Raw genomic sequence first — 9,233 nt, 5'->3', positions numbered from 1 at the left:
CGATGACCAGTCGGCTCACTATCTACTGCGCCAGTGGCTCAAAAAACGTCACACCTGGGTGATCGGATACCGGCGGCGGCAGAGAAACCGCGGGCCGGACAGGATGCGACAAGGCGCCGGGCGAGGCCTGGCGAGGCTCACGGAACCTAGCGGGTACTCACGGAGGGGACGGTGGAGGACACGGCGGGCAGCGGTGACCAGGACACGGGCGGCAGCGATCCGCCGCCCGGCCGGCCGTCGTCCGAGTCGGAGCCGCCGTTGCTCTTTCCGTCGTCGCCGTCGTCGCCGCCGTCGCCACCGCCGCTGTCCGGTGCGGCTGTGATGTCGCCGCTGAGCACCCGGTCGCAGAACCGCTGCACCCGCTCGGGCCCCTTGGCCGTCGCCTCCAGTCGCCGCTTGCGCTCCGAGGCGATACGGCCGCTGCGATAGTCGCGGCAGGCATCGACCGTCTTGCGGTACCACTCGGCGTTCCGGTCGCCCGACTTCTCGCCCGCGTCGCCCTGCTGCTTGCCGTCGCCGTCCGGCTTCCCGCCGTTCGCCTCGTCCTGATGCTGACCGGTTCCGCCGCTCGGCGAGGGCGACACCGGTGGCGTACTGATCCCGCCCGGCGTCTGCGGCGGGGAGTACGGTCGGCCGCCGGTCGGCGAATCCGAGACCAGCGGTCCGGGAGTCGCGGCGGCCGAGATCGAGGACGCGGGCAACGGCTCGTCGTTGCTGAAGGGCGTGGGCAGCATGCCGGTGCCGGCCGCGACCGCCACTCCGCCGAGCGCGCAGCCGGCCACGGCGGCGGCGATCCCGAAGCGCACCGGACGGCCGAAGCGCAGTCCGGGGGCCGACCGTGCGGAGCGAGCGAGTCGTACGGTGCCGATGGTGTCGCCCACGGGCGACACGGCGTCGGCCCTGGCCTTGCGGAAGGCGGCCAGCGCGGCGGCCTCACCCGGCATTTCGCCGTCGCCGCCGTAGTCGGTCCGGCCCGCGCGGTACAGCGCACCGGAAAGTCGCGCGGCCTGGGTACGGGCGTGTTCGTCGGCGGCCTCGACCGGTTCGCCGCGGAGCAGTCGCTCCGCAGCATCCTTGTCAAGCCACTCGTACCGCTCGTCGGCCATCACATGTCCTTCTGCGTCCCCAGGCGTGAATGCGTCACACCGGCGGGTGCCGTCGAACCGGGTCGGGGGCCTCGCTGCGGCGGTACGCCACCGAGATCCGCCGCGCCTGCCCGGACGTTGTCCGGGTCCGCGCCGTCCGCGAAGCCCGCACCCTCGGCGCCGTCCGCGCAGTCTACGAACCCAGCACCATCCGCACCATCCGCACCGTCCACGCCGTCCGCGCCCACCAGCTCGGCCAGCCGCTTCAGGCCGCGGTGCGCCGCGGTCCGTACGGCACCGGGCCGCTTGCCGAGCGTCTTGGCCGCGCTCTTCGCGTCGAGGCCGACCACGACGCGCAGGACGACGGCCTCGGCCTGGTCCTGCGGCAGTTGGGCGATGAGCGCCATGGTGTGGCCGGTGGCGAGGGCTTCCATGGCCTCGTCCGCGGTGTCCGACCCGGCCGGCATCCCGGTGAGTTCACTCTCGTCGCCGCCGACGGCGGGGCGCCGGCCCCGCATGCGTATGTGATCGAGCGCCCGATTGCGGGCTATTCGTGCGGCCCAGCCCCGGAATCGGTCCGCGTCCCCGCTGAACCGGTCGAGGTCGCGGGCGATCTGCAGCCAGGCCTCCGAGGTGACGTCCTCGGCCTCCGGCTCGCCGACCAGAGTCCGGACATAGCCGTGCAGTCGCGGGTGCACAGTGCGGTACACAGCACGGAAGGCGTCCTCGTCCCCGTCCTGAGCCGCGAGCACCGCGGCGGTCAACTCCGCGTCGTCCCCCAGCACTCCCTCAACCCGTCCCGAATCGCAGCTGGTCACCACTGCCGCGCCACCCTGTGCGCGAATCAGCACGCTACGTCCTCCTACCGAGCCACGTCCACATTTTGTACAACCCGCAACAACATGCTGACACAGCGGGGTGTGACAGAAAACGCACGCTCGGCGCTGAGAGAAGTACGGGGCCGCTCTGCGGCCCCGGCGAACGACGACCGGGGCCTCTCCTGTGGGGGGTGGCGGCCCCGGTCGTCCTTCCACGTCCGCGAGCGACTGTCAGGCGGCGCCGGGCTACCGGGAACGCCGCCCCGGTGTCCTACTGCCCCGTTTTCTCCGCGGGCTTCCCCGGTTTCTTTACGGGCTTCCCCGACTTCACCGGTTTATCCGATTTATCCGCGGGCTTCCCATCCGCAGGCTTCGGCGAGGTGTGCGTCTCGCCCGCCAACAGCCGCTCGCAGTAGACCCGTACGGCTTCCGGGCCGCCGGCGGCCGCCTCCAGTTCGGCCATGGGCCTGCCCCTGGGTGCCGCACCACGTCGCGAAACAGCCGCCAGATACTTGCGGCAGTGCGCGGCTGTGTCCCGCGCGGTGCCCGGACGCCCGGTGGGAGCGTCGTCCGCGGACGACCGAGTGGGCCGGACCGGGCTCAGCGGGGCCTCTTCCCCGCGCCCGTCACCAGCCCCGCCCTCCTCGACGCCAGGTTCCGTGGGCGCGCTCCGTACCGGCTTCGGCTGCGCGCCGCCCCCGAACAGCGACGGGATCGCCCCCTCCCCGGCCGCGACCGCCACCCCGCCCAGCGCCGCCGCCGCGACAACACCCGCCACCAGCGCCCTGAGCGCCCGCGCCCAATGCCGCTCACCTCCCGGCCGCCAGTCGTCCCGGCTGCGCCGCCACCGCGCCGGTGCCGCGCGCACGCCGCCCTCGTCACGCGCCAGGCGGAACGCCCGCAGCGCCCGCTCCTCGTCACCCGGATCGAGCACGCCGGGGCGGCGCGCCGCCCCGAGCAACGCATCGAGTTCGGGTGTGCGGGGGTCATCCCGTTCGGGTTTCATCTCTCATCCTTCGGCGTACGCCCTGGCCAGTCGCTCCGCCAGCCCTCTCAATCCCCGGTACGCCGCGGTGCGTACGGCGCCGGGGCGCTTGCCCAGCACCCGCGCGGCCGCGGGCCCGTCGAGCCCGACGACCACCCGCAGCAGTACCGCTTCCGCCTGCTCTCGCGGCAGGCTGCCGATCAACTCGAGAGCGCGCTCGGTGGAGAGCGCTTCGAGCGCCGCGGCGGCCGTGTCCTGCCTGTCCGGAAGTTCCAGCACATCCTGCTCCGGTAAGGAGATGCGCGGACGCCGCTTCTGCCTGCGCAGATGATCCAGCGCGCGGTGCCGGGCGATCGTCGCCGTCCAGCCCCGGAACCCCGCCCCGTCGCCACGGAAACGGCTCAGGTCACGGGCGATCTCCAGCCACGCGTCGGCGGCCACGTCCTCGGCTTCGTCGCCAACGAGCCCTCGGACGTAGCCGATCAGCCCCGGCTGCACCAGCCGGTACGCGGCCGCGAAGGCGTCCTCGTCACCCTGCTGCGCCCGCTCGACGGCAGCCCCGAGTTCCGCGTCGTACGCCCCCACAGTTCCCTCTCCGTACCGGCGCCCTTCGGCACATGCCCCTTCACTCTGCGTACGGAGACGGAGAAACGTCACCGTCCACAGGCGGCTCTTGGGTCGGCGGGTCTGCGCGCCCGCCCGTGCAGCATGAGGTAGAGGCGCTGCACCGACTCTTCCGGGCCGCCCAGCTCGAAGCGGTTGACGACCTTGCCGAGCGGATTCCACACGCGCCCATCGGGCATCCGGACACCCACCGGCTGCCCGAACAGCTCCCGCTGCTCCGGCTCGAAGTCCGCCCAATGCGCCCCGGCCCGCCGGACGATCACCTCTCCCGTGTACGCCCCGAGGCCCTGAAGCAGCCCGGCGACCTGCCCGATCTCCGGACGGCCGCGCCGTACCCCGTCCACCGTGAAGTCGACGAGGCGCAGGCTCGCGACGGAGTAGTCGAACGGCAGCCGGTTGCGCTCCGTCAGCCGGTCGACGACCCCGGCGACGTACGCGCGCATGTCGGCCGCACTGGGCAGAACTCCAAAGTCCGTATCCATGTATGCCCAAGCGACAGATGCGCGGAGATCATCACGGCGTGCGGAAGTGTCCGTTCTCACGGACGAGTTCGACCCAGACGTACAACCATCGGCACGGCTCAGGCGTCGTCGGCCATCACGCCCTTCAGGCGACGGGCTCCTTCGGCCGACGGATCAGCCAATGGCGATGCGCGGATGCGCGCCGGGCCGGAGCCAGCCCATGATCCGGTCCATCGTGGAGTCACCCGTACGCCGCGGAGAAGGGATGCCTCAGTACCAGAATGCTTTGATGACGGCATGACCGGTTGAAGCAGCGCGTCCGTAGAAGGCGCCCAGGCCCGCGTGGTAGCCGAGGTAGATGTCTTTGACCTCGGCTTCGTCCCAGCCGCGGTACGGCGCCGCGATCTCGGCGCCCGCGGCCGCCCACAGCGCGTCGAACGATGCGGTTGCCAGGAAGTCCGCGGCCTCCCGGACCTCCGCCGCAGTCAGTAGGACGAAGGGTGGTTGACCGTGGGAGGGGTGATAGACGGGGCGGCCCCCGTAGACCGGCAATTCGCACTTCCACGATCCGGAGCCGTCGTCCACGAGTGCCGTGGCTGCGCTGTGAAGCTCGGAGACAAGACCGAAGTCCTTTTCGATGGCGTGGGCGATGCCCGCGTCCCGCTCGGCCTCCCACCGGTCCGACCAAGCGGTCTCCATGAACTCCTCCAGCCAGGAGTAATCGTCCTGAATTTCGGATTCCCGAGTGGCACGTAGGTGCATGTGAAAGCTCACGGTCGCCGTACCTCCTGCGCGGCGAAGTTCGCCGGCATGCCCGGGATGCCGATGGTCCGCCGGTAGGTGGCGGACAAGAACTCCACCACCCCCACAGTGGCCGCGGGGGTCACCGCACGCCCGCGGGGAGCTCGATCTTCCCGTCGAAGATGCCCTGGTTCTCCTGCCGTACGTCCTGCTCGTACCTGATGTCCTGGCCACCGGCATACGGGACGAGGAAGCCGAACTCGAACCGGTGGCTCTTGATCCGGTACGTCCTGGCGTCCAGGACCAGCACCTCCTCCAGTCCGGAGAGCGTCAACTGAGCGTCGGTCACCGGGATTCCGGCGTCCCGGAGCTGCTCGGCGGTGGGGTCGAACTCCCGCCGCGCCTTCTTCACCCAGGCCCGGCCCGGTAGGGCGCTCAGCTTCTGCTTGCCGCTGCCGACACGCAGCTGGATCGTGCCGTCCGTCCTGGTCAGCGTCATGTCGTCACCGGCGGCCTGCGCGTACTCCCGGAACTCCTGGATGGCCGCGACGGGGTCCTCCACCTTGTTCTGCATCTCGGGGTCGGAGGTGGGCGCGTTCTTCCACGGCGCACTGCCCTCCTTGAGGTACGCAGTGCCGTCGACGACGTAGATCTCCTCGTTCTTCCTGGTTCCCTTGCTGCTGGTACTGACGCCCTGCGAGTGCAGCGCCTCCGGCTCCATGCCGCGCCGGACCGTGGCCCGGTAGGTCGCGGCGCTCTTCCGGCCCTGGAGCGTCAGCCCTTCCTGTCCCTTCACGGAAAACGTCCAGGCACCTTCCTCCGCCATCGCCTTGTCGGCGAGGTCGAGGAAGTCCTCCGGGGCTTCGGGTGCCGCTGGTGCCTCGGAGGACTGCGTCGCCGCAGGGCTCTCGGCCCCGGCCGGCTCCACGGGCCCGTCCTCCTCCGCCGCACCGCACGCGGCCGGCGAGAGTGCGAGCGGGAGAACCAGTGCAGCGCACCTGAAACGACTTCGCATGGAGCTCTTCCTCACGTCACGGCGGGGGGCGCGCGGACTGTACAGCAGCGATCAGCCTCCGATCACGCCGACGACCATTCCTCGCGAACCGTCATGAATGCCCTGCATCTCGCACCACACTGTCTTGCTGCCGGGGCCCTGTTCCACGCCCCACCGCAGGGTCAGGGCGTCGAGCAGGGCGAGGCCGCGGCCGGTCTCGTCCTCGTCGGCGGCCTTGCACGGAACGGGCAGCACCCGGGGGTCGGGGTCGGTGACCTCCAGTCGCGTACGGCCCTCCCCACAGAGCACACGGACGGTCACGGGAACGCCCTCCCCGAGATGGCGGACGACATTCGTGATCAGTTCGCTGGCGCACAGCTGGAGGTCGGCGCAGGGCCCGCCCATGTACGCACGCAGGGCCCGGCGGACCTCGGGCACGTCCTTCGGGGTGGCGAGCAGCTCCAGGCTGAGGGGTGGACGCATCACGCAACCCCCTTGCGCAGGGCTGCGACCAGGGCTCGTGCGGTGGGCAGGTTGCAGTTGCCCAGCGCGATGAGGGGCGGGGTGCCGTAGCGGGCGGCGAAGGTCGGCAGATCGATGCCGAGGGACGGCAGCGTGATGCCGTGGGCGGCGAGGGCGGCCCGCAGCTCCTCGGCGCAGTCCTGTACGTCAGGGTGGTCGTGCATGGGGGTCACACCTTCCAGTGCGCTCTGTGACGAACTCCTCACACTCTGACGCCGGTCCGCGTACCGTGAAAGAGGTTCGGTCTCCCGGCGCTGAACTGCACATATGCGATGTGGAGTTGGTACGGACGCGGGAATCGCCGGAACGCGAGCGGACACGCCGGGAAACGGGCGGTAACGGCACCAAGGACGGTGAACGATGGGGCAGCGCAAGGACATCGACGGGTCGGCAAGCGTCCCCACCTTCTACGGCAAGGAGTTGCGCTGGAAACGGGAGGAGGCCGGGCTCACCCTCCAGCAGCTGGTCGAGGGCAGCTTCTACGGCCCCAGCCACCTCAGCGAGATCGAACGCGGCGCACGCCGCATGCCGGCGGAACTGGCCGAGCACGTGGACAAGGCGCTGGGGACGGACGGCTTCTTCAAGCGCCGCTGCGAGGACGTGCGGAAGGCGAAGAGGCGAGGCCACGCCAGCTACTTCGAGCGCGTACTGGAGGCGGAGAAGCACGCGGAGACCATCGAGGAGTGGTGTCCGACGCTGATTCCGGGCCTGTTACAGACGGATACGTACGCGCGGGCGGTCGTGCGGTCGGCGCACCCGCTGGCGCCCGACGACGAGGTGGAGGAGAAGGTCAGCGCGCGGATGACCCGCGCCCGGCTCTTCGAGGACGACCACAAGACCCCGGAGTATTGGGCGATCCTTCCCGAGTCGCTGCTGCGCCAGCCGATCCTTCCGCCGGAGCAGACGGCCGAACAGTTGGAGCGGATCGCCGCCCTGGCGAGGCGCCGCCGGATCGTTCCACAGATCCTTCCGTGGAACCGCGGACCGCATCCCCTCATGCTCGGCACGGCCATGATCATGACCTTCCCGGATGCCCCTCCCCTGGTCTACACGGAGGCGCAGTACAGCGGTGACACCATCGACGATCCGGCCCTCGTGAAGCAGTACCGCAAGGCATACGATCGGCTCAGGGCCGCCGCATTGCCGCCGGAGGCGTCCCTCGCCCTGATCGAGCAAGCGGCTGAGGATGACCGAAATGGCAAGCAACGGGATTGACTTGAGCACCGCTGTCTGGCGCAAGAGCAGCCACAGCAACGGCGACGGCGGGAACTGTGTCGAGGTCGCCGAGGCGTTCCCCGGGGCCGCACACTGGCGCAAGAGCAGCTACAGCAACGGCAGCGGCGGAGACTGCGTCGAGGTCTGCGACGCCCACACCGGCATCGTCCCCGTCCGCGACTCCAAGCTCCCCCACAGCGCGGTCCTCACGGTCACGGCCCCCGCCTGGACCTCCTTCGTCACGTCCCTCAAGGTCGGCCCGACCCCTCAGGCTTCGTAGCCTTCTCCGAACCTCGATACCCGGCGGTTCAGAACGTCCGGTAATAGGGCGTCTCGATCGTCGCCGCGACACTGAATGCGGAGAACTCGGCTTCCGTGAGGACACGGTAGACAAACTCCGAGGCGGTCATGTCGAAACACTGGAAAGGCTCCAGCGGATCCACTCGCGCCACCACGGGCCATATAGCCGGCTCCTGTGAGGTGTCGGCCAGCCAGTAGTACTCCTCCTCGATGAAGGAGTATCCCCACTGCACAAGGCCTTTGCCCTTGCTCTCGTCATTCGCCCCGAGGATCCCGAACGGTTCGAAGATCCGCCGGTTGTCGGGGTTGCCTCGCACGGATCTGAGCAAGGTTTCGTAATGGGCGAGCACCGACTCCGTGTCCCCTTGTGCTTCCAGCACCAGAACATGGTCACTGAAGGCGCCCCACTCCGCGAAGCGCCGGCGCAGTTCCTTGAAATCAGCCGGCAGAGGGGTGCCCAGGACCCTTTCGGTTTCGGACCAGCCGAATTCGCCGGGGTCGGCGCTCCAACCAGTCACCGTCACCAGGCGATCAACCCACTCCATGTGCACCCGTCCACACTCACGCCACTCAATCCATCGGGTAGAAATCCGGCTCCGGGAACAGCCTTGCGATCGAGAACGGCTCGAACTCCGGATCTGTCAATACGCGACAGATGAACTCGGAAGTGGACATGCGCACCTCTTGCAAGGGATAGGGGTTGCCCCGCGTGACGATGGGCCAACTCGCCGGATCTTCCCCTGAGGACGCCAGCCAGAAGTAGCTGCACTCCATCTCACCAGGGGGCGCGCCGGGCACGGGTCGGCTCCCGCGGCCGCAGCCGTCCGCGGCGGCCTCGCGCCGCGCGCGTCAGCGCTTGACACGTGCTCGGCGCGAGACGACCGCGCGCAGCACCCGCTGCCCCTCGGTCGACACATCCAGCGCCTGGCGCAGCCCGACGCCGCCCTCCGCGTCCGCCAGGATCTCCAGGATCTGGACCTGACGGCGCAGTTCACCGGCGACCAGCGGACCCGCGCCGTCGGGCTCGCCCTCACGGCAGCGCTTCAGCACGTCGACCACATCGGCCGCCTCCGGTACCTCGCTGCCGGGACCCGCGTCGAAGCGGTGGTGGAGTTCGAGGGCCGCGACGGAGCAGTCGTCCGCCCACTCCCGCAGTGGATCCACCTCCCACTCGGAGGGCGCGGCGCCGAGCATCTGCCGTACGAGAGCGGCGGCTTCGTCGTCGACGGCCGCACCCTCCATGGTCTCCCTGGCCTCCGCGAGGCGTTCGGACCAGTCCTCCTCGCCTTCCACCAGCCCGGCCCAGAGCGGACGCAGCGCGTCGGCCTCGGACGCGAGCAGCGGCAGACAGCGGTCCAGGCAGGCGAGCCCGCTCGCGGCCAGGCCTCGCTCATCGGCCTGTGCCATCAGTTCCCTCAGGCTCTTGGACGCCATGGACGCCTCCCGTCGCGGACGCAGTACTTCCTCTTACTGCGCCCCGTGGCTCAA

Annotated in this window: 14 protein-coding genes; 2 read left to right on the top strand and 12 right to left on the bottom strand. The window is 70.1% G+C overall.

Annotated elements, in window-relative coordinates; all coding sequences use genetic code 11:
- Window positions 1-146 precede the first annotated feature (146 nt).
- The 9 genes from ACWDZ6_RS13270 to ACWDZ6_RS13230 all read right to left on the bottom strand — a co-directional run bounded on the left by ACWDZ6_RS13270 (window position 147) and on the right by ACWDZ6_RS13230 (window position 6,394).
- Window positions 147-1,106, bottom strand: coding sequence for a hypothetical protein (locus tag ACWDZ6_RS13270; RefSeq protein WP_451502912.1), 960 nt, complete (start codon window positions 1,104-1,106; stop codon window positions 147-149).
- A complete protein-coding gene (locus ACWDZ6_RS13265; protein WP_451502969.1) occupies window positions 1,106-1,870 on the bottom strand; it encodes an RNA polymerase sigma factor in 765 nt (254 codons plus the stop codon). Before ACWDZ6_RS13265 ends, ACWDZ6_RS13270 begins: the two co-directional genes overlap by 1 nt.
- A 304-nt stretch (window positions 1,871-2,174) precedes the next feature.
- Window positions 2,175-2,909, bottom strand: coding sequence for a hypothetical protein (locus ACWDZ6_RS13260; RefSeq protein WP_451502911.1), 735 nt, complete (start codon window positions 2,907-2,909; stop codon window positions 2,175-2,177).
- Between the two features lie 3 nt (window positions 2,910-2,912).
- The gene (locus ACWDZ6_RS13255; protein WP_389174474.1) at window positions 2,913-3,473 is read right to left on the bottom strand and encodes an RNA polymerase sigma factor; all 561 of its coding nucleotides are present in this window, start codon (window positions 3,471-3,473) and stop codon (window positions 2,913-2,915) included.
- A 68-nt stretch (window positions 3,474-3,541) separates the two neighbouring features.
- Entirely contained in the window at window positions 3,542-3,994 is a 453-nt protein-coding gene (locus tag ACWDZ6_RS13250) for a hypothetical protein (protein ID WP_451502910.1), read from the bottom strand.
- 249 nt (window positions 3,995-4,243) lie between these two features.
- The gene (locus ACWDZ6_RS13245; RefSeq protein ID WP_451502968.1) at window positions 4,244-4,735 is read right to left on the bottom strand and encodes a DUF1877 family protein; all 492 of its coding nucleotides are present in this window, start codon (window positions 4,733-4,735) and stop codon (window positions 4,244-4,246) included.
- Window positions 4,736-4,856: 121 nt separating this feature from the next.
- On the bottom strand, window positions 4,857-5,642 hold the full coding sequence (locus tag ACWDZ6_RS13240) for a hypothetical protein (protein WP_451502909.1): 786 nt from the start codon (window positions 5,640-5,642) through the stop codon (window positions 4,857-4,859).
- A 138-nt stretch (window positions 5,643-5,780) separates the two neighbouring features.
- On the bottom strand, window positions 5,781-6,191 hold the full coding sequence (locus tag ACWDZ6_RS13235; protein WP_451502908.1) for an ATP-binding protein: 411 nt from the start codon (window positions 6,189-6,191) through the stop codon (window positions 5,781-5,783).
- Window positions 6,191-6,394: a hypothetical protein gene (locus tag ACWDZ6_RS13230; protein WP_389225079.1), complete on the bottom strand. Its 204-nt coding sequence runs from the start codon at window positions 6,392-6,394 to the stop codon at window positions 6,191-6,193. The genes ACWDZ6_RS13235 and ACWDZ6_RS13230 overlap by 1 nt, the downstream gene beginning before the upstream one ends.
- 196 nt (window positions 6,395-6,590) lie before the next feature.
- Here ACWDZ6_RS13230 and ACWDZ6_RS13225 point away from each other — a divergent pair, with 196 nt between their 5' ends.
- A complete protein-coding gene (locus ACWDZ6_RS13225) occupies window positions 6,591-7,445 on the top strand; it encodes a helix-turn-helix domain-containing protein (RefSeq protein ID WP_451502907.1) in 855 nt (284 codons plus the stop codon).
- Entirely contained in the window at window positions 7,426-7,725 is a 300-nt protein-coding gene (locus tag ACWDZ6_RS13220) for a DUF397 domain-containing protein (protein WP_451502906.1), read from the top strand. The genes ACWDZ6_RS13225 and ACWDZ6_RS13220 overlap by 20 nt, the downstream gene beginning before the upstream one ends.
- A gap of 28 nt (window positions 7,726-7,753) precedes the next feature.
- On the opposite strand, the gene ACWDZ6_RS13215 is transcribed toward ACWDZ6_RS13220, so the two are convergent.
- Genes ACWDZ6_RS13215 through ACWDZ6_RS13205 form a run of 3 tightly spaced genes read right to left on the bottom strand, consistent with a single transcriptional unit; the run spans window position 7,754 to window position 9,179 of the window.
- Window positions 7,754-8,290: a hypothetical protein gene (locus tag ACWDZ6_RS13215; protein WP_451502905.1), complete on the bottom strand. Its 537-nt coding sequence runs from the start codon at window positions 8,288-8,290 to the stop codon at window positions 7,754-7,756.
- A gap of 25 nt (window positions 8,291-8,315) precedes the next feature.
- Window positions 8,316-8,543, bottom strand: a complete 228-nt coding sequence (locus ACWDZ6_RS13210) for a hypothetical protein (protein WP_451502904.1) — start codon at window positions 8,541-8,543, stop codon at window positions 8,316-8,318.
- Between the two features lie 51 nt (window positions 8,544-8,594).
- Window positions 8,595-9,179 carry a hypothetical protein gene (locus ACWDZ6_RS13205; protein WP_389174450.1) on the bottom strand — a complete coding sequence of 195 codons (585 nt, stop codon included), beginning with the start codon at window positions 9,177-9,179 and terminating at the stop codon, window positions 8,595-8,597.
- Between the last annotated feature and the right edge of the window lie 54 nt (window positions 9,180-9,233).

This window comes from Streptomyces sp. NPDC002926 (assembly GCF_053591755.1).
The sequence above is the reverse complement of the archived record's forward strand: the minus strand, read 5'-3'. Positions and strand labels throughout refer to the sequence as shown.

What these genes read in the sequence shown, in the direction of transcription:
- ACWDZ6_RS13270 (WP_451502912.1), bottom strand. Translation starts at nt 1,106, where the DNA reads ATGGCCGACGAGCGGTACGAGTGGCTTGACAAGGATGCTGCGGAGCGA.
- ACWDZ6_RS13260 (WP_451502911.1), bottom strand. Translation starts at nt 2,909, where the DNA reads ATGAAACCCGAACGGGATGACCCCCGCACACCCGAACTCGATGCGTTG.
- ACWDZ6_RS13250 (WP_451502910.1), bottom strand. Translation starts at nt 3,994, where the DNA reads ATGGATACGGACTTTGGAGTTCTGCCCAGTGCGGCCGACATGCGCGCG.
- ACWDZ6_RS13245 (WP_451502968.1), bottom strand. Translation starts at nt 4,735, where the DNA reads ATGCACCTACGTGCCACTCGGGAATCCGAAATTCAGGACGATTACTCC.
- ACWDZ6_RS13235 (WP_451502908.1), bottom strand. Translation starts at nt 6,191, where the DNA reads ATGCGTCCACCCCTCAGCCTGGAGCTGCTCGCCACCCCGAAGGACGTG.
- ACWDZ6_RS13230 (WP_389225079.1), bottom strand. Translation starts at nt 6,394, where the DNA reads ATGCACGACCACCCTGACGTACAGGACTGCGCCGAGGAGCTGCGGGCC.
- ACWDZ6_RS13225 (WP_451502907.1), top strand. Translation starts at nt 6,591, where the DNA reads ATGGGGCAGCGCAAGGACATCGACGGGTCGGCAAGCGTCCCCACCTTC.
- ACWDZ6_RS13220 (WP_451502906.1), top strand. Translation starts at nt 7,426, where the DNA reads ATGGCAAGCAACGGGATTGACTTGAGCACCGCTGTCTGGCGCAAGAGC.
- ACWDZ6_RS13215 (WP_451502905.1), bottom strand. Translation starts at nt 8,290, where the DNA reads ATGGAGTGGGTTGATCGCCTGGTGACGGTGACTGGTTGGAGCGCCGAC.
- ACWDZ6_RS13205 (WP_389174450.1), bottom strand. Translation starts at nt 9,179, where the DNA reads ATGGCGTCCAAGAGCCTGAGGGAACTGATGGCACAGGCCGATGAGCGA.